This is a genomic window from Pseudomonas sp. BO3-4 (genome assembly GCF_034044115.1).
Lineage (GTDB): Bacteria > Pseudomonadota > Gammaproteobacteria > Pseudomonadales > Pseudomonadaceae > Aquipseudomonas > Aquipseudomonas alloputida.
The window spans coordinates 6,232,015-6,255,742 of the sequence record NZ_CP139018.1; the positions used below are offsets into that span (position 1 = coordinate 6,232,015).

Consider the following 23,728-nt stretch of genomic DNA (forward strand, 5'->3'; position numbering starts at 1 on the left):
ACGATGATGCGCCAGCCAACGTCCCGTATCAGCAAGGCACATTCAAAAGAGGGGAACAGCAGTGTCAGCAGATAACGCCCTCCATTCGCCCGATTCAGCGCAACCTCACCGTGAGCACACTATGGAACCTGGAAACGCCCAGCTGAGCATGACCGTCCTGATGACCCCGGACATGGCCAACTTTTCTGGCAACGTACATGGCGGCACCCTGCTCAAGTACCTCGACGAAGTGGCTTATGCATGCGCCAGCCGTTATGCCGGCAGTTATGTGGTAACACTGTCGGTCGACCAGGTAATCTTCCGTGAACCCGTGCACGTGGGTGAACTGGTAACCTTCCTGGCGTCGGTCAACTACACCGGCAACACTTCGATGGAAGTTGGCATCAAAGTCGTGACCGAGAACATTCGCGAGCGCTCGGTGCGCCATTCCAACAGTTGCTTCTTCACCATGGTCGCGGTCGACGACAACCGCCGCCCGGTGCCGGTGCCGCCACGCCAGCCGCACAGCAGCGAAGAAAAGCGCCGCTTCCTGCAAGGCCAGCAGCGCCGGCAGATCCGCCAGGAACTGGAAAAGCGCTATCAGGACTTGAAAACCGACGCCATTTAAAGCGCCAGTAACTGCGCTTCGAAGCGCACCCGTGGGTGCGCAATGCGGTCCTGGGCCCGTACCAACTGCAATTCGTAGCTGGCGCAGGCCTGGGTTTCCAGCAACACTTCATGCACTGCCGCAGCCGTGAATTCGAATGCCTGCACCCAGCTGTCGCCCAGCAGCACACGCGCCAGGAACAAGCCTGAGGTCAGGTCACCCACCCCCACCGGCTGACGCGGAAACGCCAGCAGTGGGCGGCGCAAGTGCCAGCTGTGCTCGGCGGTCACCAGCAGCATTTCGAACTGTTCTTCGGCCCGCCCGGGGTACGCCAGGTGCTTGACCAGTACAACCTGCGGCCCACGCTGCAGCAGGCTGCGCGCCATGTTCACGCAATCCTCCAGCGACTGGGCGCGGCGCCCACAGAAGCTGTCCAACTCCAGCTGGTTGGGGCACAGGATGTCCGCCGTGGCTGCAGCCTCGTCAAGCAGGAACTCACTGACTTCGGGCGGCACGATGCAGCCCTTTTCCGGGTGCCCCATGACCGGGTCGCACAGGTATAACGCTTTTGGGTTTACCGCCTTGATCCGCTCGACGCCGGCCAGGATCGCTCGCCCTTGTTCGGCACTGCCCAGGTAGCCGGAAAGCACCGCATCGCAGTGGCCCAGCTCGCCGATGTTGGAAATGCCTTCCACCAACGCAGGAATTTGCGCTGGGGCAAGCACTTCGCCCGCCCACTGGCCATACTGTGTGTGATTGGAGAACTGCACGGTATTGAGTGGCCAGGCATTGACCCCGATACGCTGCATGGGGAATACCGCGGCGCTGTTGCCGGCGTGGCCGAACACCACGTGGGACTGAATGGCGAGCAGGTGCGGGGTACGTTTCATGCGGGAGGTTTCCAAAGCTGTTTCTAGGATTGTGCGCAGCGCAGTATGAACTCGATTGCTACCTGTACGACAGGCCAGGAACGCAGTTAAGCTGGATCTACCTGTTTGGAGCATATGCAAATGTTGACCCTGGAGAACCTCTTCGTCCTGATGCTGGTAGCCACGGCAGGCGCCTGGTTGTGGCATAACCATGGGTTGCGTGAAAAGGCCCTGGAACGGGTCAAACAGCATTGCGCCAAACTCGACCTGGAGTTGCTTGACGATGCCGTAGCGCTCAAGCGCATCGCCTTTGTCCGGGATGCCAATGGCCGCAAGCGCCTGGCACGCGTCTATGCCTTCGAATTCACCGTCACGGGTGAGCAACGTCACCCCGGCACCGCGACCCAGTTCGGCGCCCACAGTGTGCAGATCGAGCTGGCGCCCTACCCGTTCGAAATCAAGACCCCACCGCGCGCCGGCAACGTCATAGAGATGCAGCAATGGCGCCAGGAGCATAACCGCTGGCGCAACTGATCAACTGACGCGACATTCATCCAACCCGGCTTGCAATGCGGGTTGCGGTTGCGGCTGATCGAAAATCAGCTCGATACGCGTGTCCTTCCGCCAGTCGCTGGGCTGCCAAGCGGGCATATCCCCATTCAGCCCATTGAATGACCACCAGCCCTCCATGCTGTGGATAACTCCCTTGGCCCGTCGCCATGGCCAAGCACACAAGAAAGCCTTTAGCCGCTGTGGATAAAACTGTTGGCCAGGGTGCCACCGCCAGCCAATACTCCAACCACCCTCCCCCTGCTGGGCAAGGCAAATCGGTTGACTCGGGTCAGCCCACAGTGCTGCTGGAGCGATTCCAGGATTGTCGACAATCCTGTTTTTCAAGAATGGGCTGTCAACAATCTGTGGAGATACCGTCGGGAGGCCGGACAAAGGCAACTGCCCCTGCACGGTCCACATGATCTTCTTTTCTTTAAATTTATTACTTATCAAGAACTTATGTATTTCATCCACAGCCTCTGACTTATTGAAAACCACGCTTTCAGAGGCGTTGAAAGCCTGCTGTTGAGACTCTGGAAGAGGCTCGTTTCGAGCCATGGCCTGGGCATCCACAACCATGATGAGTGGCTGAATTGTCAGCACTCCAACCCAAGGCGCTTGTTGCAGCTGAGCCAGCAGCTGCAAGGGATGGCCCAGGCCGGAAGGTTCGATAAACAGCCGGTCAGGCCGCGATTTGCGCAGCAGTCGTCCCAGGCCCACCTGGAACGGCATGCCGTTGACGCAGCACAGGCAGCCGCCTGCGACCTCGCCGATGGCGATGCCGTCTTCGTCACGGCTGAGTAAGGCCGCATCCAGGCCGACAAGGCCGAACTCGTTGATCAATACCGCCCAGCGCTCGTTGGCTGGGCGCTGAGCCAGCAAGTGACGGATCAGCGTGGTCTTGCCAGCACCAAGCGGGCCGGCAATTACATGGGTGGGAATGTTCTGCAGCATGGGGTGGCTTCAGGCGGCGGTGATGCCTCACTATGCGCCGTCAGGCCAGCCAGTCAAGGCTGAGCAGCAAACGCCCCCGCTGCGTAGAAGGGGACCGATGCACCAGGCCTGCCCCTTCGTTACCCTGCCATTTTTCGCCTTTAAGTACCGCAACCTCGGCGGCCTGCAGGTGTTGGATGTTATCCACAGGTGGCTGAGCTGTGTGTAACTCTCCACGACAGCTATCCCGCTCTTGCAACCACTCACTACCTGGGCCGACGTAAGTGGTGAGCAAGCGCAACGGTACGTTATCCACATGGAAGCGTGGGCACATCGGAGCGTTCAACACGCGCAAGCGCAAACCGACCCGTCGTGCGCCAACCAGACAGGTATAAGCCGCCACCAACCACGTCACATCAGCAACGAAAGCTTCATACCCATGCAAATCCGCCGCTTCACGCAGCAGATCTGGCAATACCGGCTTCTGCTCCTCGTTCACATCAATCACCCGCTGATCAGCCAAGGGCTGGCCAAGGCTGATCACCAGTGCGGCAAAGTCCTCCAGTTGTGCCGGCAAGCGCCGCCGCCAGACAGCCAGGTTCACGCCATCCTGCAGCACTTCGGCCAGCACTTGAGGCGTCTCGCCAAACACCTGAAAGATATCCACAGGTCGGTGAGCCAGGTTCATGCTGCCGCTTCCTCATGCCATGGGCCAAATGGGTCAGGTAAACGCAGCCAGCCCATGTGACCCAAGCCCATTTCTTGATCCGTCAACAGGCATGCATCCAGGGCTGTGGATAATTTTTCGACGTCGATATTCTGCCCAATAAACACCAACTCCTGCCGGCAGTCACCGGTGTCGGCGGTCCAGTGTTTCAAGATCGCATTCGTGTTATCCACATCCTGTGGCCACTGCTCGCGTGGCACGAAGCGCCACCAGCGGCCAGCCAGACCATGGCGCATCATGCCGCCCGCTTGCGACCAGCTGCCAGCTTCCTGATATTTGCTGGCCAACCAGAAAAACCCTTTGGAACGCAGCAGCCTTCCGTTTTCCCAGTCCTTGTGGATAAAGTCGTAAAAGCGCTGTGGATGAAGCGGGCGTCGAGCCTGCCAGGTCATGGCCGCGATACCGTACTCTTCGGTTTCTGGTACATGTTCACCGCGCAGCTCCTGCAACCAGCCTGGTGCCTGGGCCGCTTGATCGAAGTCGAACAGCCCGGTGTTGAGGATCCGTGCCAGCGGCACTTGGCCCATGACCATGGGTACGATCTGCGCCCGGGCATTGAGGCTGCGCAAAATGGCGATGAGTTCTTCGCGCTCATGTTGGCTGATCAGGTCGATCTTGCTCAGCAGCAGTACATCTGCGAACTCGACCTGTTCGATCAGCAAATCACTGATCGACCGCTCGTCTTCTTCGCCCAACGTTTCACCACGGCTGGCCAGGCTCTCTGCTGCTTGATAGTCGCGCAGGAAGTTCAAGCCATCGACCACGGTGACCATGGTGTCCAGTCGCGCCATATCGGACAGACTGCGACCCAGCTCGTCACGGAAAGTGAAGGTCTCAGCCACTGGCAGTGGCTCAGAGATACCGGTGGATTCGATCAATAAATAATCGAAACGTCCCTCTTCGGCCAGCCGTGCAACCTCCTCAAGCAGGTCTTCGCGCAACGTGCAGCAAATGCAGCCGTTGCTCATCTCGACCAGTTTCTCTTCAGCGCGGTTGAGGCTGACATTGCGCTGCACCTCACTGGCATCGATGTTGATTTCACTCATATCGTTGACGATTACCGCCACCCGCAGGTTGTCGCGGTTGCGCAGCACATGGTTGAGCAGCGTGCTCTTGCCGGCGCCCAAAAAGCCGGACAGCACGGTGACGGGAAGACGATTGGACATGGCGAACCCCTTCAGGCAGACGCATTCGAAACGATGCATTGCACAATGTTATAAAGTAACAATACAATTTCGCCAAGTGGTTCTCGACGGACGAGTGCTCACAGGGGATGAAAAATGAATCTGCCACGCGTCATGGCATTGCTGGTGCTCACCATGCCTGCCTCGCTGTTGGCCATGCCGCAAAACGGTGCATTGGCCCTTTGTACGCGAAGCGCGACGCTGCTCGCTTGCCAGGACGGCAAAGGCAACTACTACAGCGTGCGCACCGAAGGCAGCACGTTCTACCTTCGCGGCTATGACTTCAGCAGCCGCCGACTATGGGCACAAACCAACAGCCGCTATGGCACGTTGACTTTTTTTACCGGCCTGGCCAGCAATGGTGAGGCCTGGGTGGGTTACAGCCGCCGAGTAGGCTGGACCACCTTGAACCGCGTATCGAGTTCCAGTGGGGAGCGCTTCAAGCTGGATTGCAGCTTGATCGAGGGCTGCCGTTGATGCCTTCTTTTGTTTTGAAGGCTTTGCCTCTACTGCCGCCTATTTGCACATCAGCTTCGAGCGCTAGCTGAAAACGCCTGCCTTGATCAGCCGTTCTCAGGCCGAAAAGCTATGCCTTAACCGCGTCGAGGCAAGGATTGAAAACGAAATGTTCCACGTGGAACTATTCGTTTCCCTACCGACTTCTGGAACTGGCCATGGTCGGCTGCTCGAACGGCAACAGAGGCTGCATGCCCACGACGCGGTTGCCACCCGCCAGTGGCAATGGGATTTCAGCTGCGCGGTTTGACCGTACCGCAGTCATTGCCTAGCCACACCGCACGCGTGTTCATGCTGCCTTGCTGCTGCACACCCGATGCGTTGAACGTGCCACTGACCTGGGTGGTGAATTCCCGATCACTGAGAAATGTAGCCTGGCCACTACCCTGTGCCTTCGGGCAGCTGAACTGGAATTTCCACACGTTACCGGTACGGTCGGTAATCTTCTGAGTGCAGCCCGATTTCGGGTCCTGCAGCGGAATGTCATTCGTTGCCACCTGTTCTGGTGTCAGGCACGAACGCACACCCTTGCCACCTACACTGACCCCTTGTTTGGCCAACACCCCCTCCATCATTGCGCGCTGCTCTGGCGGCAGGTTCTTCAACTGGCCAAGCATGAATTCCATGTCGGGTAGCGGCTTGCCATCGACCTGCATGTTGCTGGTGGTCAGCTCCCACAACCCCGGTTGCAGCATCTGGGCTTGCACCAGCGGACTGCTCATGCCTAGGGCCAACGCCAACAGTGGCAGACGAATCTTCATGGACGAACGCTCCTGGAAAAAACCGGTCAAACGGGCCGGACTGAGCCTTAGACGCCAAATCCGCCTGCGGGTTGCAGGCGGACCGGGAACGTGTTCTGTTACCTCAAGTGTACTCGGCAAGCAGGATGCATATGGATTACCACAGCCCCTACTTCTTTGGTTACCTACTCGGCCTGATCCATCTGCTGGGTATAGTCGCCGCACTGCATGCGCTGTTCACCGTGCGGACAGCTCAGGGTGCCATTGCGTGGGCGATGCCCTTGCTCTTCATCCCCTACCTCACCTTGATCCCCTACCTGATCTTCGGCGCCCGCTCGTTCTACGCCTACATCAAGGCTCGGCGTCAGGCCAACCAGGAAATGCACGTGGCCATGGCCAACCTCAACTGGCGACCTTGGGTTGAAGAAGCCCTTACCGCCCGCGAGTCCGAAAGCTACGCCGCGTTGCGAGCGATGCCCAAGCTGGGTCGCATGCCATGCCTGGCAAATAACCAGGTAAAACTGCTGATCAATGGCAAGGCCACCTTCGATGCCATCTTCGCAGCCATCGAAAAAGCACGCGATGTGGTATTGGTGCAGTTCTTCATCATTCATGACGACACCCTCGGCAAGGCACTGCAGCAACTTTTGCTACGCAAAGCCGCCGAAGGCGTGCAGGTGTTCGTGCTGTACGACCGTGTCGGCAGCCACGCCTTGCCGGCCAGCTACAGCCAGATGCTGCGTGACGGCGGCGTGCAGATCCATGCATTCGCCACCCGTCGCGGCTGGTTCAACCGCTTCCAGGTGAACTTCCGCAACCATCGCAAGATTGTGGTGGTGGATGGCTTGCTCGGCTTCATTGGCGGTCACAACGTGGGAGACGAGTATTTGGGTGAACACCCACAGCTTTCACCCTGGCGTGACACCCACGTACAGATCAGCGGGCCGGTACTGGCCTGCCTGCAAGAGTCGTTCGCCGAGGACTGGTATTGGGCCACGCGCCAGCTACCGCCGCTGATCCTGCCCGATACGTACCCGGACAACGGAGTGCTGTGTCAGGCCTTGGCCAGCGGCCCGGCAGACCCACAAGAAACCTGCTCGCTGTTCTTCCTTGAGGCGATTCATTCGGCCACCCGCAGGGTGTGGATCACCAGCCCCTACTTCATCCCTGACGAGGCCGTGTTCGCCGCCTTGCGGCTGGCGGTACTACGAGGAGTCGATGTGCGGGTGCTCATCCCGTCACGGCCGGACCACCGCATCGTCTACGCCGCCTCCAGCCTGTTTGCCTTCGAAGCGGTGCGCGCGGGGGTACGTATGTTCCGTTACCAACCCGGGTTTCTGCATCAGAAGGTGGTGCTGGTGGATGATGACGTCAGCGCGATTGGGAGTGCCAACCTGGACAACCGCTCGTTCCGTCTGAACTTCGAGATTACCCTGCTGACAGTCGATCGCGGCTTCGCCGACCAGGTCGAGCACATGCTCCACGAAGACTTCGAACACGCGCGGGAAATTACTGCAGAAGACACCCAAGACACCCATCGACTACAGCAGTTGGGGATGCGGATTGCGCGGCTGATATCGCCGATTCTTTAAGGTGAGCACGCCCGTTGTGAGAGCGACCTTTACCGCGAAAGGGCCGTAACGCGGCCCCAGCAATATAGGCTGCACAGATGAAATGCAGGGGCCGCATTGCGGCCCTTTCGCAACACAAGGCCACTCCTGCAAAGCCATATCAGCGCTGTGACACTTACGATTTCAGCGGTACAGGTCTTCCCGCGTCCAAGGCAAGTCATGATGCCCGTCGGCGTATGGCTTCACGGCCAATATCTGGTGCAGGTTGATCCAGCCCTTCTGAAAGGCGTAGGCGCACCCGGCCAAGTACAAACGCCAGATCCGCAGGGTCTTCTCAGGCACCAGCGCTGCCGCCTTGTGCAATTGGTTCTCCAGGTTCTCGCTCCAGTGGTGCAAGGTTTTAGCGTAGTGCAGGCGCAGGCTCTCCACGTCCACCACCTCCAGCCCGGCTTCACAGATACTGGCGCTGATCATCGACAGGTGCGGCAGTTCGCCGTGGGGGAATACATAACGATCGATGAACTCACCCGCCCCGCGCCCGACCGGTCGGCCATCGACGTGCTTGGCAGTGATGCCGTGGTTCATCACTAGCCCCCCTTCCCTCACCGCCCCGAACAGCTTCTGGCAGTACAGCGCCAGGTTGGCATGCCCGACATGCTCGAACATACCCACGCTGACAACCTTGTCGAAGCGACCATCCTGGGGTAGATCGCGGTAATCGAGAATCTGCAGGTCGACCTTGTCGGCAAGCCCTTCCGCTTGCACACGCTTGCGGCCGAGCTTCAATTGCTCATTGCTCAGGGTAATGCCGAACACCTTGGCGCCATATTCACGGGCAGCGAACCGCGCCAGCCCGCCCCAGCCACAGCCAACATCGAGCAGGTAGTCACCGGCATCCAGACGCAGCTTGCGGCACAGGTGGTCAAACTTGTCCTGCTGCGCCTGGTCGAGCGTATTGTCCGGCTCACGGAAGTAGGCGCAAGAATAGGCCATGTCCTGGTCCAGCCAAAGCTGGTAGAACGCGTTGGACACGTCATAGTGGTAGGAGATGGCTTTGGCGTCGGTGCTCTTGTCATGAGACAAACGGGGCGGCGGCGTATCATCCTCATCCGCCAGCAGCGCTTCGCTCAGCTCGTCGCACACACGGATGGCCTCACCAATATCGCCTTCCAGCTCCAGCTTGCCTTCGACGAATGCGGTGCCTAGCTGGTCCATGCTTGGGTGGGTCAACTGGCTGATCAGCTGCGGCTCCTTCACCAGAATGGTGACCTGAGGACTAGGCCCAAGATCAAACTGGTTACCGTCCCACAGCTTCAGCCTCAGCGGCAGATGCAAGCTCTGCAATGCAGGTGGAAGTTGAGCAAGCATGAAACACCCCTCCTGTCCGTAATTGGCCACGACGCCTAATATTTCGAACGTCACCGGATCAGAGTAGTTCATCTGTAGGATGTTTCCTCTAAGCAAGACCTTGGTCTAGAACCAACTGATCTTATCCACACAGCAGATTGTATACAATCACTGCATCTCAGCTTAACCTTGTGCCCTCTCGCGCTTCTACATCCTGGAGTTGAACCCATGAAATCCTATGACGTGGTGATCATCGGCGGTGGCCCTGGCGGCTACAACGCAGCCATCCGTGCTGGCCAGTTGGGCCTGAGCGTTGCCTGCGTGGAAGGCCGCTCGACCTTGGGCGGTACCTGCCTGAACGTCGGCTGCATGCCATCCAAGGCGCTGCTGCATGCTTCGGAGCTTTACGAAGCTGCCAGCGGTGACGAGTTCGCCCACCTCGGTATCGAAGTAAAGCCCACCCTCAACCTCGCCCAGATGATGAAACAGAAGGACGAGAGCGTGACAGGCCTGACCAAGGGCATCGAATACCTGTTTCGCAAGAACAAGGTCGAGTGGATCAAAGGCTGGGGCCGCCTGGATGGCATCGGCAAGGTCGTGGTCAAGGCCGAAGATGGTAGCGAAACCGCGTTGCAGGCCAAGGACATCGTCATTGCCACCGGCTCTGAGCCCACCCCTCTGCCAGGTGTGACCGTCGACAACCAGCGCATCATCGACTCGACCGGCGCGCTGTCGCTGCCGCAAGTGCCCAAGCACCTGGTCGTCATCGGTGCTGGCGTGATCGGTCTTGAGCTGGGTTCGGTCTGGCGCCGCCTGGGTAGCCAGGTCACTGTCATCGAATACCTGGACCGCATCTGCCCAGGCACTGACACGGAAACGGCCAAGACCCTGCAGAAGGCGCTCGCCAAGCAAGGCATGGTGTTCAAGCTGGGCAGTAAAGTGACTCAGGCTACCGCAGGTGCCGATGGCGTCAGCCTGACGCTGGAGCCTGCCGCCGGGGGTACCGCAGAATCGCTGCAAGCCGACTACGTGCTGGTGGCTATCGGCCGCCGCCCTTATACCAAAGGGCTGAACCTGGAAAGCGTGGGCCTGGAAGCCGACAAGCGCGGCATGCTCGGCAACGAGCACCACCGTACCTCGGTGCCGGGTGTCTGGGTGATTGGCGACGTCACTTCGGGCCCGATGCTGGCGCACAAGGCCGAAGACGAAGCGGTGGCCTGTATCGAACGCATCGCCGGCAAGCCCCACGAGGTCAACTACAACCTCATCCCTGGGGTGATCTATACCCGCCCGGAGATGGCCACTGTGGGCAAGACTGAAGAGCAGCTCAAGGCCGAAGGGCGTGCCTACAAGGTTGGCAAGTTCCCCTTCACCGCCAACAGCCGTGCCAAGATCAACCACGAGACCGAAGGCTTCGCCAAGGTCATCGCCGATGCCGAAACCGATGAAGTACTGGGTGTGCACCTGGTGGGCCCAAGCGTCAGCGAGATGATTGGTGAGTTCTGCGTGGCTATGGAGTTCTCGGCCTCGGCAGAAGATATCGCCCTCACCTGCCACCCTCACCCGACACGCTCCGAGGCCCTGCGCCAGGCGGCGATGAATGTGGATGGCATGGCCATGCAAATCTGACGAGCCCCATTCGCTGCGTCAGGCCATGCCCTTGCCTTCGGCATTCGCTTTGCGGGCATACAGGGATAGAGCCGCCTTCAATTCCGGCCGGCTCTATCTTCAGGTATCAAGTCACAGCCAAGCCTTGATCTGCGCGCTCACTGCATCGGTGGAGATACCGTAGCGGTCATGCAGCGTCGGCAGAGCGCCGGCATCGAGGAAGGCATCGGGCAAGGCGATCTGGCGGAATGTCGGCGTTACCCCGTTGCGCAGCAGCAGGCCCGCCACCGCTTCGCCCAGGCCGCCGATGATCGAATGGTTTTCGGCGGTGACACTGCCATCTCGCCAAGCATTCGCATTACCAGCACCACCAGAGCGCCAGCAAGCGCATAGGCAATGATTGCTGCCGGACCTGCCGCAGCGATCGCCTGTTCGGACCCTACGAACAAATCCGCGCCGATCACACCGGCAATCGACAACATGGTCACATGTCGAGGCTTGAATCCCTGAGCCAACTGATCGCTGGCTTTCCCAGACGTCGTCATAGTCATTATGGTCCCTGCTTTTGCTCTTGTTATGGGTAGGGTGCAGTGCCAGGGGCACTTCACCGCTTAACCATAGAGAGCGAAAACAGGGCTCAATTAACTGGTTCGGACATCAAATGGAGTGAGGCGGACATATCCCTGGGCTCCGACGTTTCATGACAACCTTGCCAATGACACATCAACGCCGGATTTATTCCTTATAAAGCAAACAACCATAGCCGTTACACCAATGCCGAACAGATACAGTGCTTGTGGACCGGCATGCTCCATCATCGCCCCTGCAACCAGCGGGCCGATGGTCGCGCCGATACCAAAGGTCATCAGCAGCACTCCGGCCAGCGATACACGCAGTTCCGGCTCTAGGTTGTCATTGGCATGGGCAACGCCCAGCGGATACAAACAGAACTGCAAGAAGCCGATGGCAGCCCCGGCCAACATGATCCACAGCTGCCCTGATGCCAGCCCGAAGGCCAGCGGCAAATAGGCTATGCACAGCAATGCAGCGGTAGCGCGGATCAAGGTGATGCGGGAAATATGATCCGACAGTTTACCCAGCGGTAGTTGTGCTAGAAGCCCGGCAGCAATGCTGACAGCCATGAACTGCCCGACCTGCGCCGGACTAAAGCCCAGTTGCGCAGCAAAGATCGGCGTCAGCCCATACAGGCAACCGTTCAGCAATCCCGAGGCAAGAATCGTGAACAACGATTGAGGAAGTCTACGCAGGTACAGCAAGGGTTTGATCCGGGCCTGGTTGATGTTGCTCGGCTGGGTACCGTTGTGCAGAGCCACGGGGATCAAACCAATGGCAAAAGCCATGGCCACGCCCGTCAACGCCAAGGTGTGCAGCCCATCTCCCAGACTGAGCATCAATTGCCCTAGCATCATGCCGACATAGCTGGCCACCATGTACAGCGACATGGCGCCGCCTCGCCGGCTGACCGGTGCGCAATCGTTGAGCCAGCTCTCGATGACCATCAATTGGCCCATCATTGCAGCACCAACGACAAATCGCAGGGCAAGCCACAGCAGTAAGCCATCACTGAGCTGGTGCGAGAGCACCGCAGTGACAATCACCCCGGCGCTCACCACAAAGGCCCGAGCATGGCCGACCAGGCCAATCAGCCAATAACCGGAGCGGGCTCCCAACACCATGCCCAGCGCGTTGGCGGCCATAAGCGCACCACCCCATACCTGCGCCACACCGGAAGCATTCAGGCGCAGGGCCAGGTAGGTCATCAGCAGGCTGGAACCCAGCTGCATCAACAAGGCAGCGACATAAATCGTGCCGAACCGTTTGGATAATGCGAACAATTGGATTCCCCAGACCAGGGTGGTCGGTAGTCAGGCAAGGCCGTGGCGCTGTTTCCAATCACCCGGGTACACCACATAACCGAACAGCGCGTGGCCTGCGTACACCAGCTCCGTGCCTTCGGGAATCCACAGCACCTGACCTGGCGACACGCGGTACACCTCGCCGTTGGCCTGGAGTTCAAAACAGCCCTCAATGACAAAAATCACTTCGTCATAGAGCACCGTCCAGGCCACTTCAGCACCTTCCCAGCGGGCAAAGCCGATACCCAGGTTGGGCGACACCTCATTACTGACAGCACGCGCTACCGAGGCGCCGCCAGGCGGCCCGCCCCGGTGGACAAAGTCCAGGTTCCGGTGGTCGACTAGACGCACCGGGCCTTTTCCGCTGAGTGTGCGGGTCATACTTCGCTCCTACTGTTGAACGCGGCCCAGCGGATCCGGGCCCGCACCCCCATACCCAAGAACGGCTCAGGCGGGTTACGGGAGGGCAGGCCAGTCACTGCGCGGATGTCACTCAATTGCTGGGAGTCCGCCCCCACCGCCATGTCTGCCAGGAGCGTTCCGGAAATGGTGCCCCAGGCCGCGCCCACGCCGTTGTCGCAGGCGGTGGCGTAAACACCCTGATCGAGTTGGCCGAAATAGTTGGTAAAGTTGCGTGAGATCGCATAGACCCCACCCCAGGTATGGGTAAACGGCACTTGGGCCAGTTGCGGATAGCGCGCCTCGAAGGCCTTGCGATGGTCATCGCGAATCTTGTTGCGGGTAGCATCGGTTACGCTGCGACCGTAGCGAGGGACATGCTTGTAGGTATTGCGGATGATCAGGCGCCGGTCCTGGGTCATTCGTACGGTGGTACCGGCGTGGTCGGCAGGGGTGAGGCCCCAGTCGGCCTGGGCACCAACCGTCGCCATCTCGACGTCGCTCAGTGGTCGCGTCCAACTGGCGAAGGTCATCACCGGCAGGAGTCGGTTGCGCAAGTAGCCGAACTCCTGGGTGAAGATGCTCGTGCCCAGCAATACCTGCGGGCTCCGGATCAGCCCGTTGTCGCCCCGCACCAGCCACGTGCCGCAGGGGTCTTTCTGGAGTGTGCGGATTGGCGACTCTTCAAGCACTTCGACGTTGCCGGGAAGCGAATTACCCAGGCCACGTACCAGGGCAGCAGGCTGCATCAGGTAGCAACCGGGGGTGTAGATGGCGCGGCTGTAGTAGCGGCTACCGAGTACACCGGCTAGTTCGTCACGCCCGACCACGCGATAGGGCTCACCCAGGTCGGCCATCAGTTTTTCAAAGTGATCCAGATAACCCTGGCCACGTTCTCCCACCGCGCCCTGGTATTTTCCCGCATGGGACCACTGGCATTCGATGCCGTGACGGCCGATCAATGTTTGCAGTTGATCGATGGCTGAGCGGTTTAGGCCCAAGAGCCGTTGTTTATGCTGAGGATCGGGATGTTCGAGGGCGAATTTGTGCGGCAGGTCGATGACGAAACCCGAGTTGCGCCCGGAGGCGCCGTAGGCGATTCGCTGGGCATCTACCAAAACAATGCGCGACTGCGGCAGGTGCTCGGCCAGGCGCCGTGCGGCGGCAAGCCCAGCAAAGCCAGCACCGATCACCACATAATCGGCGTTATGTTCGCCACTTAGGCGCTTGCTCGGCGCCTGTTCAGGCAGCGCGGCATACCAGCCGCAATTGCGGTCATCGTGAGGCAGATTGACGATACTGTTCATGGTTCAGCCTCAGGCCACATTTTGTTGGGTGTCCTGGCAGTTTTGCAGCCAGGTATTTCGTTGCATTTGTGCCTGACGGCCGAGCAGCACGAACCCGCGCAGGGCACCTGCGTGGTCATGAAACGCAGCGCTCAATCCATCGCTGGTCGCATCGCAGCGCCATTGGCCCTCGCAACCACCGGGAGGTGTCAGCAGGCACAGAGGGGCGACCGGGGTTTTCACCGTCACGGGCGCCAATGGGTAGTGGGCGGCGGTCGGTTGGCCCAGCAAGGTCTTGGCGAGGGCACGAATGCCTTCGTTGATCGGCGCGAGGTAAGGCAGCAACTGGCCGTTGATCTCGACGCAATCGCCCAAGGCATAGATGCCCGGTTGTGAGGTCTGTAGTTGTGCGTCGACCTTGATCCCGCGGCCACAGTCCAGGCCGGCTTCCAGCGCCAGCTCAAGGTTGGGGCGCAAGCCCACTGCACTGAGCACCAGGTCTGCACCGACGACCTGACCGTCGGCAAGGGTCAGTCGGTAGCCTTCGCCGTCCGGCTCGATGCACTGCAAGGTGGTACGCAGGCTCCATTGCACCCCCAACCCCGATAGCGCTTGCTGCAAGTGCTGGCCTGCCGCCTCGGGCAGCAGGCGTTCCATGGGCCAGGCACCCAGGCCGATTACCCGAACCTGATAGCCATTGCTCGCAAGGTCGTTGGCAAACTCGCAGCCGATCAAACCGTCGCCCAGAATGGCCACTCTGCGCACGCCATCAAGGCGTTGGCGGAACGCCTGGTAATCCTGCAGGTTGTTGACACTGAGCAGTGCCTCGGCGCGGCCCTCGATAGGCAACCGCACGGGAGAAGCACCACTGGCTAGCACCAGTTGACCGTAGTCCATTTCGCCGAGGCTGGTGTACAAGCGCTGCGCCTGGGCATCGATGCGTTCGACTTTGCAGCCGGTATAGATACGAATGCCAAGCCTCTGTTCGATCGCCAGCGGCGTTTCGGTGGCCAGGGCTGCGGCGGTGCGCCCCTGAGCCAGGGCGATGGATAGCGCGGGCTTGGAATAAAGATGGCCCGACTCCTGGGTCAGTACGCGAATCTCCAACTGCGGGGCGGCCTTGCGCAGGGCCTGTGCCAGGCCGTAGCCGGCATGGCCGCTACCGATGATGACCACCGGTTGGGCGGGACGAGCGGTAACCAGTGGTTGCGCCTGGATAACCGGCGCGGTAGCCACTGCTGCGATCGGGGTGCTGAGTTCGATCATTTCAAAGTCGGCTTTGCCGACCTTGCACTCAGGGCATAGCCAGTCTTCGGGCACGTCCTCCCAGCGGGTACCGGGGGCAATGCCGTCGTCGGGCCAACCTTTGGCTTCGTCGTAGATCAGACCACAGATGATGCAGAGCCAGGTTTTCATCATGCTGCCTCCTCACTCGCCCTTGATACGCACGGCCAGGTTCTTGGTCCTGACGTAGCTGTAGAGCGCCTCCTGGCCTTTTTCCCGTCCGAAGCCCGAGAGCCCGACGCCGCCGAACGGCGTTTCGATGCCACCGGCATACCATTCGTTGACGAACACCTGGCCGGTGCACAGTCGCCGGGCACAGCGCAGGGCGCGATTGAGGTCCTGGGTGAATACGCCGGCCACCAGACCGAACACGGTGCCGTTGGCAATGGCGAGGGCCTCCTCTTCGCTGTCGAAGGGAATTACTGCCAGCACAGGGCCGAAGACTTCAGTCTGGGCTATCTCCATCTGCGCAGTCACATCGCGCAATACGGTTGGCGCCATGTAATGCCCGCTCAGGCCGCTGATGGCCTCGCCGCCGGTTGCGACCACCGCGCCTTGCTGCTGGGCACGTCGGCACAAGGCCTCGATGCCTTCGAGCTGAGCAGCAGAAATCACGGGGGTGTGGTCAGGGTTGTCCTGGCCCAGGCCCACGGTCAGCCCCTCGGCCATCGCTACCACGTCAGCTACAACCTCGTCGTAGATAGAGCGATGTACCAGCAAGCGCGACATGGCAGAGCACACCTGGCCGGCATTGAAGAAGATGCCGCTTTTAACGCTACTGATCAGTTGCTCACGATCGGCATCCGGGAACACTAGGGCCGCCGACTTCCCGCCCAGCTCCATGACGCTGGGAATCGCGTGTTCGGCGGCACTGCGCAGAATGCTCTGGCCGGTGCCGACGGAACCTGTGAAGACGATCTGGTCGACATCGCGATGGCCGGCCAGGTAGGCACCCACTTCACGACCACGGCCGCAGATCAGATTGACGGCCCCCTGTGGCAGGCCGGCACGCTCGATGGCCTGCATCAGCACGCACAGGCCCAGTGGCGACAGTTCCGGCGACTTGATCACTACCGCGTTGCCGGCCGCCAAGGCAGGGGCCAGGGAGCGGGCGCAGATGGATACCGGGAAATTCCACGGCACGATCTGCAGCGACACGCCCAAGGGGTCGTAGACGGTGAAATCTATGTAGCCGTCGCCCAGCGGAATCGACTTCCCTTCGATCTTGTCGGCCATGCCGGCGTAGTATTCGAAGTAGCGCGCGGCCTCGATGAATTCGTCACGGGCATCACGCAGGCTCTTGCCGTTTTCCTGGCAAAGCACCCACGCCCCTTCGTCGGTGATCGCACGAATCTGCGCGGCAACCTCAAGCAACCAGGTCACCCGCTGCGCAGGACGCACACGGTTCAGAGCGTTGCTGTCAGCACAGCGCCGAGCCGCCTGCAGGGCGCATTCGGCGTCGGCCACACTGGCTTGGGCGATGGTCGCCACAAGGTCCGTGGTGCCAGGGTTGTGGATGCTCAGGTACTGCTCACTGTCGGTCCACTGGCCGTCGATGAAGTTCAGCCAGTGCGGAGCTATCGGATGCATGATGATCACCTCAGGCGCGTTGAGCACAGTCAAGCAACTGGCGGGCAGCCCACTTGTGGAAGTAGTGAGTCGGCAGGTCCATTTCCGGCGAGAACGCACCGCCGCTGTAACCAGGCGAGGAGCGGCCCTTCTGCATGCCTTCGACCGAGGCGATGTCTTCGGCGAACACTACGCGCCAGGATTCCATTACCGCTTTGCGCGAGGCGTCGTAACGGCTGTCGAGCGCTTCGTCACCCACGTAGAACAGGCGCAGGTGCTCGATGGTTTTACCCGGCGCCACAGGCTCGAGCATCATGGCGAACGCATGGTCGGCCTGGATGCCCAGCAGCACATTGGGGAAGAACGCCACGTACTCAGCAGTGCGCAGGCGGTCCTGTGGCCAGGATGGGAAGATCGGCAAATGGGTACCGGCAACGGCCGAGAGGTTGTAGGCGTGGCTGCCTTGGCCAGCGAATTCCTCGAACATGATGTTGTAGTGGTCTTCCAGGCGCGAGTAGCTGTTCAGGCTCGGGTGCACCCACGGCAGGTGATAGGCCTCACAGTAGTTCTCGACTGCTAGCTTCCAGTTGCAGTTGACCTCGATGCTCATAGCACCACCGTTCGCTTCACGACGCAGCAGACTCATGCCGTCATTGCCCAGGAACTGAGTCCAGCGTTCGGTCAACGGCTGCAGTTGCTCTTCAAGCGCCGGTGCCTCGCCAGACAGGTTGATGAACACCATGTCCATCCAGATCGTGGTGCGCAGCGCCTTCAGGCCGTGTTTCTCGCATGCGAAACGTTCGTCTTTGTGCTGGTTGATCCCGCCAATGTGCGGAGTGCCTTTGAGACCTCCGTTCAGGTCGTAGGTCCAGGAGTGGTAGGGGCAGCGGATCACACCCTGCACTTCACCCGCCTGTTGAACCAGTTTCACGCCGCGGTGGCTGCAGACGTTGTGAAACACCTGCACCAGGCCTTCACGGTTGCGCATCATCAGCAGCGGCAGGCCCATGAAATCGACCGGCTTGACGTAGCTGTTGGTCGGCAAGTCGCTGGCAAAACCTATACACGCCCAGTTACGCCCCAGCACTTCGTCGCGCTCGAGTTCGAAATAGCGCTGGTCGGTGTAGAACTCGTTGGTCAGGCCATGAGCTTCATGGATAGGCGCCAGAACGGTTTCCAAGACGTGGACGGGAATAAGGCGGGAGTCAGTCGATACGGTCATTTTTTGTTTTCTCTTGTTAGATGCACGGCAGGCAATGCCTTGATGCCTGGTGCCAGTTTCAGCAAGAGAAGAAGGGCGCGACAAACGATTTATTTCAACGCTATTTATCAGTTTTTATCATTAATGATTTATTCGTCGATGACGGTAGTGGTAGATAATCATTGATGAACTGCCAGGCTCTGGACTTTTCATATTAATGACTTTTGGTAATCAATTAATGACTAGAAATGGTTTGTCGAAGAGCGGGTAATTCTCCCATTTTGATAGGGCCCGAGAGAGCGTACCGCGCCTTGGGCCTGCGGGAAGACCGCCGCCAGGGATCCGGCACCTGCCTGTGGCAGCGGCTCTACCCAAACCGTGACATCAAACCCTTGAACAAAAACAATAGGGGATAACCAATGCGTGCCGAATCTGGCCTGCTCAAAGGCCTCAATCCCACCGTGACGATCTGGTCGTTACTGGCCGTAGTAGCCTTTGTGCTGTTTTGCGCCCTGTTTGCCGAACATGCAGCAGCGGTTTTTCAACGTGCATCCGACTTCATCCTGCAGAATTTCAAATGGTTCTACCTGATTTCCGTCACGGGTGTGCTGGGGCTACTGATCTATCTGATGTGCAGCAAGTTTGGGTCTATGAAGCTTGGGCGAGACGACGACAAACCCGAGTTCAGCTTCGGCTCCTGGATCGCCATGTTGTTCAGTGGCGGCATGGGCATCGGACTGATCTTCTGGTCGGTTGCCGAACCCATGTGGCATTACGCGGGCAACCCGTTCGCCACCGGCCTCACCGACGAAGCCGCCACCACAGCTATGCGAATTACCCTATTCCACTGGGGCCTGCATCCCTGGGCTATTTTCACCATCGTTGGCCTGGGCCTTGCTTACTTTGCCTATCGCAAGGGCTTGCCGCTGAGCATGCGCTCGATCCTTTACCCGCTGATTGGTGAGCGCATCTATGGGCCCATCGGACATGTGGTGGACATCCTTGCCGTGGTGATTACCGCGTTCGGTGTATCCCAGTCGCTGGGCCTGGGCGTGGTGCAAATGAACACCGGGCTGAGCCAGGTGTTTGACCTGCCCATCAGCCTGGGGGTGCAGATCACCCTGATCGTGCTCATTACCCTGGTTACTACCGTATCGGTGATGGCCGGCGTGTCGCGTGGCATGAAGCGCCTTTCGGAATGGAATATGCTGTTGTCGGTGGTGCTGGTGGTGTTGATCCTGCTGCTGGGGCCAACCCGCTACATCATCAACCTGATGTTGGAGAGCACCGGCGACTACGCCAGCCATGTAGTGGGTCTGAGCTTTTGGAGCGATACCCAGAAGGACAGCGGCTGGCAGAACTGGTGGACGGCGTTCTACTGGCCGTGGTGGATGACCTGGGGCCCGTTTGTCGGTCTGTTCATTGCGCGAATTTCCAAAGGCCGCAGCATCCGTGAACTGATCGCCGGCGCGCTGTTGGTACCCACCCTGGTGACGATCATCTGGATGTCGGTGTTCGGTGGTACCGCGCTCAAGGCTGAGCAGCTCGATCGTCAGCAGCACGCAGAACTGGTTGCCAGTGGTGAGCTGCAGGGCGACAAGGCCAAGTTCGAAGGTGGCACGGTATTGCTGGCGACCAAGCAGGAAACCACCGCTGCCATGTTCACCCTGCTGCACAAGATCGACGCCGGTACGTTGGGCAAGGTGCTGAGCGTGCTGGTCTGTATCCTGCTGGCGACGTACTTCATCACCTCGGCCGACTCCGGCACCCAGGTGCTGTGTACGTTGAACTCCATGGGCAGCGCCAACCCGCCGCAGAGTATCCGCCTGCTCTGGTGCATCCTGGAAGGTGCTATAGCCATGGCTCTGCTGATGGCGGGGGGGCTCAAGGCGATCCAGATGGCGAGCATTGCGGCGGGATTGCCGATTGCGGGGTTCATCCTGCTGATTAGTTACACCCTGATGCGCAGCTTGCGCCAGGAGATGGCTGACGGCCTGCTTGATACGCCGCCGGGTGGGCGCCTGCCTATACCTGGGATTCACCCGCAAGGCATCACGCCGGTGGCTGGGCCCTTGGCCTGCGAGGGGCTTGATATGGGGCTGACAGCGAAGAAAGCCAGCTAACCTAAAGCCACCCTGGAAGACACAAGACCGACAGCCATCAGCTGTCGGTCTTGTGTTTTGGGCAGGCTATTTCTGCACCGAAGGCAGGGCCATCAACCAGTCCCGGAACAGCCGCACGCTTTCACGAGGACCACGCTCGGTGGACGACTCCAGCAGGCAGAACTTGGCGTCGGTTTGGAGTACCACATCGTTGGGCTTGACCAGCGCACCGGTGCTCAACGCATCGTCCACCAGGTTGCCCCAGGCCAGGGCCACGCCCTGGCCACTGATCGCCGACTGGATCAGCATACCGTAGCTGTTGATATTGACGCGATGCTTGGGGGTCATGGGCTCGTATCCCAGGCGCTTGAACCATTCGGGCCAACCTACCCAGTCGCGCTGGGAGTCTTCAAGCCAGAGCCAGGTACACGACGACAACCCTTCGATGCTGCTCAGTTGCGGATGCCTGGCCAGATAGGTCGGGCTGCACACCAGGAAGATTTCTTCCGAGAACAGCGGCGTGACAGCCATGTCCTTGGGCGGTGGGTTGCAGTAGTAAAGCGCCAGGTCGCTGTCGAGCCTGGCGTAATCCTTCACATGATCGTGGGCGATGATCCGCAGGTCGATGTTTTCATGGGCACTCTGGAATTCCGACACCTTGGGCAGTAACCACAGCGACGCCATGGCGGTACTGGTGGCAACGGTGACTTGTTGGTTGCCTTGCCACTGGCGTATATCGCCGGTGGCGCGGGCCAGGTGAAGCATGCATTCACGCACCGTTTCGTAATACTGCGCGCCGGTGGGGGTCAGGGACATGCTACGGGTGGTACGGGTGAATAGTGCCTTGCCCAGGTAGTCCTCAAGAAGGCGAACCTGACGGCTAATTGCACCCTGGGTAACATTCAATTCCTTGGCGGCAAGGGTAAAGCTCAAGTGGCGTGCCGCAGACTCAAACGCATGAAGACTGTTGAGCGGCGGAAGAGGCTGGATTTTCACAGGCAGGGGTTCCACTCATTTTTATTATCATCCGCTCACTGGAGTGGCGGTTTCCTCCCTAACGCATTCAGGGCAGAACGAAGCAACCGGTTTACTATACTGCACATTCGCAGAAAGATATTCGTTCCCTGAATAGGCAATATCCCAATCACTTTTAATGACATTGAACGCGGCGTGCATTGTGTGACAGTGAACAAGCCGATTGAAGCCATAGCACCCTGGTCACCCGAATTCAGCAGCGAGCATGCGGAACTCGGAGCTCTTGATCACATGGCTTGGGGCCAGGATTTCGAAGGTTGCTGCCTTGGGATCAACCCAGGAGAGCAGCAAATTCCTTCTCATGTAATGACAGAAAAGGTTCATAAGTCTGAATTGGAAGGGGCATAAGCGAACGCCAGACCAAGGGGGAGACGGGACGCGAGGGAGACGGTTGAAACCGTCCGATGAAGGGAAACGAGCGCTTCCCCTCTACCGGCGACAGTTTTAATTGTTCGACGACTGTTTTAATTCAACGAAACCAAGTTGATCAACACCTGACTACCCGTTACTCGACAGTCACCGACTTGGCCAGATTACGCGGCTGGTCAACGTCGGTCCCCTTTAGCACGGCCACGTAATAAGACAGCAACTGCAGCGGAATGGTGTACAGGATTGGCGCCAGGGCATCGGCAATGTGCGGCACCTTGATCACGTGGGTGCCTTCGCCATTGGTCATGCCAGCGTGCTCGTCGGCGAACACGACCAGCTCGCCACCACGGGCACGCACTTCCTGCAGGTTGGACTTCAGCTTCTCCAGCAGTTCGTTGTTGGGTGCAACGGTAACCACCGGCATGTCGTTGTCCACCAACGCCAGCGGGCCGTGCTTCAACTCGCCTGCAGGGTACGCTTCGGCGTGGATGTAGGAGATTTCTTTAAGCTTGAGAGCACCTTCCATCGCCACCGGGTACTGCGCACCGCGGCCGAGGAACAGGGTATGGTGCTTGTCGGCGAAAAGCTCGGCAATTTTCTCGACGGTGGCGTCCATGGCCAGGGCTTCGCCCAGGCGGGTTGGCAGGCGACGCAGCTCTTCAACCAGCTCAGCTTCGACACCGGCTTCCAGCGTACCGCGCACCTGACCAAGGGCCAGGGTCAGCAGCATCAGCGAAACCAGCTGGGTGGTGAATGCTTTGGTCGAAGCCACGCCGATTTCAGGGCCGGCCAAGGTCAGCAGGGTCAAGTCCGACTCGCGGACCAGCGAGCTGATACCCACGTTGCAGATCGCCAGGCTGCCGAGGAAACCCAACTCCTTGGCGTTGCGCAGTGCGGCCAAGGTATCGGCGGTTTCGCCGGACTGCGAGATGGAGACGAACAGCGTGTCCGCCTGCACCACCACCTTGCGGTAGCGGAACTCGCTGGCCACTTCTACCTGGCATGGGATGCCGGCCAGGCTTTCCAGCCAGTAACGCGCAACCATACCGGCGTGGTAGCTGGTGCCACAGGCAACGATCTGCACGTTGCGCACCTTGGCAAACAGGTCGGCAGCTTGCGGGCCAAAGGCCTGGACCAGCACGTTGTCCTTGCCCAGGCGGCCTTCAAGCGTGCGCTGAACAACGCTTGGCTGCTCGTGAATTTCCTTGAGCATGAAGTGGCGGTAAGCGCCCTTGTCGGCAGCCTCGGCACCTTCGTGATATTGCACGGTTTCGCGCTGGACCTTGTTGCCCTGCTGGTCCCAGATAGAGACCTGATCACGGCGGATTTCAGCGATGTCGCCTTCTTCCAGGTACATGAAGCGGTCAGTAACCTGACGCAGCGCCAGCTGGTCGGACGCCAGGAAGTTCTCGCCAAGGCCCAGACCGATAACCAGCGGGCTACCACTGCGTGCGGCCACCAGGCGGTCCGGCTGCTTGGCACTGATCAGCGCGAGGCCGTAAGCGCCGTGCAGGCGCTTCACCGCCGCCTTAAGGGCGTCGGTCAGGTCTGGAATGCTCTTCAGGGTGTGGTGGATCAGGTGGACGATGACTTCGGTATCGGTCTGCGAAGTGAAGACATAGCCCAGGCCCTTCAGCTCTTCGCGCAGCTCCTCGTGGTTCTCGATGATGCCGTTGTGCACCACGGCCACGTCATTGCCCGAGAAGTGCGGGTGGGCGTTGCCTTCAGTCGGCGCGCCGTGGGTAGCCCAGCGAGTGTGGGCAATACCCAGCTGGCCTGCCAATGGGTCATCAGCAACAGCAACCTCCAGCTCGCTGACCTTGCCGATGCGGCGGCGGCGCTGCAGTTCACCGTTCTGGGTGAGTACAGCCAAACCGGCGCTGTCGTAACCGCGGTATTCAAGACGCTTGAGGCCTTCGATCAGGATGGCTGTGATATTACGCTCGGCGACAGCACCAACGATTCCACACATG

The 23,728-nt window shown here is 59.7% G+C and carries 20 protein-coding genes and 3 pseudogenes; 6 read left to right on the plus strand and 17 right to left on the minus strand.

Annotated features, from left to right (window positions below; genetic code table 11):
- Positions 1 to 121 precede the first annotated feature (121 nt).
- Entirely contained in the window at positions 122 to 607 is a 486-nt protein-coding gene (locus REH59_RS28445; RefSeq protein WP_003253263.1) for an acyl-CoA thioesterase, read from the plus strand.
- Here the strand turns inward: REH59_RS28445 and pdxY are convergent.
- Positions 604 to 1,476, minus strand: coding sequence for a pyridoxal kinase PdxY (pdxY, locus tag REH59_RS28450; RefSeq protein WP_003253261.1), 873 nt, complete (start codon positions 1,474 to 1,476; stop codon positions 604 to 606). The genes REH59_RS28445 and pdxY overlap by 4 nt on opposite strands.
- Positions 1,477 to 1,596: 120 nt before the next feature.
- Between pdxY and REH59_RS28455 the strand changes: the two genes are divergently transcribed.
- Positions 1,597 to 1,989: a DUF3301 domain-containing protein gene (locus REH59_RS28455; RefSeq protein ID WP_014861167.1), complete on the plus strand. Its 393-nt coding sequence runs from the start codon at positions 1,597 to 1,599 to the stop codon at positions 1,987 to 1,989.
- On the opposite strand, the gene REH59_RS28460 is transcribed toward REH59_RS28455, so the two are convergent.
- Genes REH59_RS28460 through zigA form a run of 3 tightly spaced genes read right to left on the minus strand, consistent with a single transcriptional unit; the run spans position 1,990 to position 4,833 of the window.
- Positions 1,990 to 2,961, minus strand: a complete 972-nt coding sequence (locus REH59_RS28460; RefSeq protein ID WP_014861166.1) for a CobW family GTP-binding protein — start codon at positions 2,959 to 2,961, stop codon at positions 1,990 to 1,992.
- A 40-nt stretch (positions 2,962 to 3,001) separates the two neighbouring features.
- Positions 3,002 to 3,628, minus strand: coding sequence for a DUF1826 domain-containing protein (locus REH59_RS28465; protein WP_012054130.1), 627 nt, complete (start codon positions 3,626 to 3,628; stop codon positions 3,002 to 3,004).
- Complete coding sequence (gene zigA, locus REH59_RS28470) at positions 3,625 to 4,833, minus strand: zinc metallochaperone GTPase ZigA (protein ID WP_003253252.1); 1,209 nt, start codon at positions 4,831 to 4,833, stop codon at positions 3,625 to 3,627. The genes REH59_RS28465 and zigA overlap by 4 nt, the downstream gene beginning before the upstream one ends.
- A 114-nt stretch (positions 4,834 to 4,947) precedes the next feature.
- On the opposite strand from zigA, the gene REH59_RS28475 reads away from it, so the two are divergent.
- Positions 4,948 to 5,328 (plus strand): glutamine synthetase, encoded by a 381-nt coding sequence (locus REH59_RS28475; protein WP_128573776.1) that lies wholly within the window; start codon positions 4,948 to 4,950, stop codon positions 5,326 to 5,328.
- Positions 5,329 to 5,600: 272 nt separating this feature from the next.
- Here REH59_RS28475 and REH59_RS28480 read toward each other — a convergent pair whose 3' ends face one another.
- Positions 5,601 to 6,128, minus strand: coding sequence for a DUF3617 domain-containing protein (locus tag REH59_RS28480; RefSeq protein ID WP_003253248.1), 528 nt, complete (start codon positions 6,126 to 6,128; stop codon positions 5,601 to 5,603).
- A 131-nt stretch (positions 6,129 to 6,259) separates the two neighbouring features.
- Between REH59_RS28480 and cls the strand changes: the two genes are divergently transcribed.
- Positions 6,260 to 7,699: a cardiolipin synthase gene (gene cls / locus REH59_RS28485; RefSeq protein ID WP_003253247.1), complete on the plus strand. Its 1,440-nt coding sequence runs from the start codon at positions 6,260 to 6,262 to the stop codon at positions 7,697 to 7,699.
- Between the two features lie 162 nt (positions 7,700 to 7,861).
- On the opposite strand, the gene cfaB is transcribed toward cls, so the two are convergent.
- On the minus strand, positions 7,862 to 9,046 hold the full coding sequence (gene cfaB, locus REH59_RS28490) for a C17 cyclopropane fatty acid synthase CfaB (protein WP_014861162.1): 1,185 nt from the start codon (positions 9,044 to 9,046) through the stop codon (positions 7,862 to 7,864).
- A 207-nt stretch (positions 9,047 to 9,253) separates the two neighbouring features.
- On the opposite strand from cfaB, the gene lpdA reads away from it, so the two are divergent.
- Positions 9,254 to 10,654, plus strand: a complete 1,401-nt coding sequence (gene lpdA / locus REH59_RS28495) for a dihydrolipoyl dehydrogenase (RefSeq protein ID WP_014589177.1) — start codon at positions 9,254 to 9,256, stop codon at positions 10,652 to 10,654.
- A 111-nt stretch (positions 10,655 to 10,765) separates the two neighbouring features.
- On the opposite strand, the pseudogene REH59_RS28500 reads toward lpdA, so the two are convergent.
- The 9 genes and pseudogenes from REH59_RS28500 to REH59_RS28540 form a co-directional block, all read right to left on the minus strand.
- Positions 10,766 to 10,966 (minus strand): annotated as a pseudogene (locus REH59_RS28500) (transketolase family protein); the annotation flags it as partial.
- A pseudogene (locus REH59_RS28505) lies at positions 10,951 to 11,184 on the minus strand (GABA permease); the annotation flags it as partial. The pseudogenes REH59_RS28505 and REH59_RS28500, both read right to left, overlap by 16 nt.
- Before the next feature lie 147 nt (positions 11,185 to 11,331).
- Positions 11,332 to 12,489: an MFS transporter gene (locus REH59_RS28510; RefSeq protein ID WP_014861159.1), complete on the minus strand. Its 1,158-nt coding sequence runs from the start codon at positions 12,487 to 12,489 to the stop codon at positions 11,332 to 11,334.
- Positions 12,490 to 12,519: 30 nt separating this feature from the next.
- Positions 12,520 to 12,891, minus strand: a complete 372-nt coding sequence (locus tag REH59_RS28515) for an ethanolamine utilization protein EutQ (protein ID WP_003253236.1) — start codon at positions 12,889 to 12,891, stop codon at positions 12,520 to 12,522.
- Entirely contained in the window at positions 12,888 to 14,216 is a 1,329-nt protein-coding gene (locus tag REH59_RS28520) for an NAD(P)/FAD-dependent oxidoreductase (protein ID WP_003253234.1), read from the minus strand. The genes REH59_RS28515 and REH59_RS28520 overlap by 4 nt, the downstream gene beginning before the upstream one ends.
- 9 nt (positions 14,217 to 14,225) lie before the next feature.
- Positions 14,226 to 15,461, minus strand: a complete 1,236-nt coding sequence (locus tag REH59_RS28525; protein ID WP_223817420.1) for an NAD(P)/FAD-dependent oxidoreductase — start codon at positions 15,459 to 15,461, stop codon at positions 14,226 to 14,228.
- Positions 15,450 to 15,611, minus strand: a pseudogene (locus tag REH59_RS28530) (rubredoxin); the annotation flags it as partial. The gene REH59_RS28525 and the pseudogene REH59_RS28530, both read right to left, overlap by 12 nt.
- A 12-nt stretch (positions 15,612 to 15,623) precedes the next feature.
- Complete coding sequence (locus tag REH59_RS28535) at positions 15,624 to 17,069, minus strand: aldehyde dehydrogenase family protein (protein WP_014861157.1); 1,446 nt, start codon at positions 17,067 to 17,069, stop codon at positions 15,624 to 15,626.
- A gap of 10 nt (positions 17,070 to 17,079) precedes the next feature.
- A complete protein-coding gene (locus REH59_RS28540; RefSeq protein ID WP_003253228.1) occupies positions 17,080 to 18,270 on the minus strand; it encodes an aromatic ring-hydroxylating oxygenase subunit alpha in 1,191 nt (396 codons plus the stop codon).
- Between the two features lie 398 nt (positions 18,271 to 18,668).
- Here REH59_RS28540 and REH59_RS28545 point away from each other — a divergent pair, with 398 nt between their 5' ends.
- The gene (locus tag REH59_RS28545; RefSeq protein ID WP_003253226.1) at positions 18,669 to 20,372 is read left to right on the plus strand and encodes a BCCT family transporter; all 1,704 of its coding nucleotides are present in this window, start codon (positions 18,669 to 18,671) and stop codon (positions 20,370 to 20,372) included.
- Between the two features lie 66 nt (positions 20,373 to 20,438).
- On the opposite strand, the gene REH59_RS28550 is transcribed toward REH59_RS28545, so the two are convergent.
- The gene (locus tag REH59_RS28550; protein ID WP_003253225.1) at positions 20,439 to 21,347 is read right to left on the minus strand and encodes a LysR substrate-binding domain-containing protein; all 909 of its coding nucleotides are present in this window, start codon (positions 21,345 to 21,347) and stop codon (positions 20,439 to 20,441) included.
- A gap of 544 nt (positions 21,348 to 21,891) precedes the next feature.
- The gene (gene glmS / locus REH59_RS28555) at positions 21,892 to 23,727 is read right to left on the minus strand and encodes a glutamine--fructose-6-phosphate transaminase (isomerizing) (protein ID WP_004575180.1); all 1,836 of its coding nucleotides are present in this window, start codon (positions 23,725 to 23,727) and stop codon (positions 21,892 to 21,894) included.
- Between the last annotated feature and the right edge of the window lies 1 nt (position 23,728).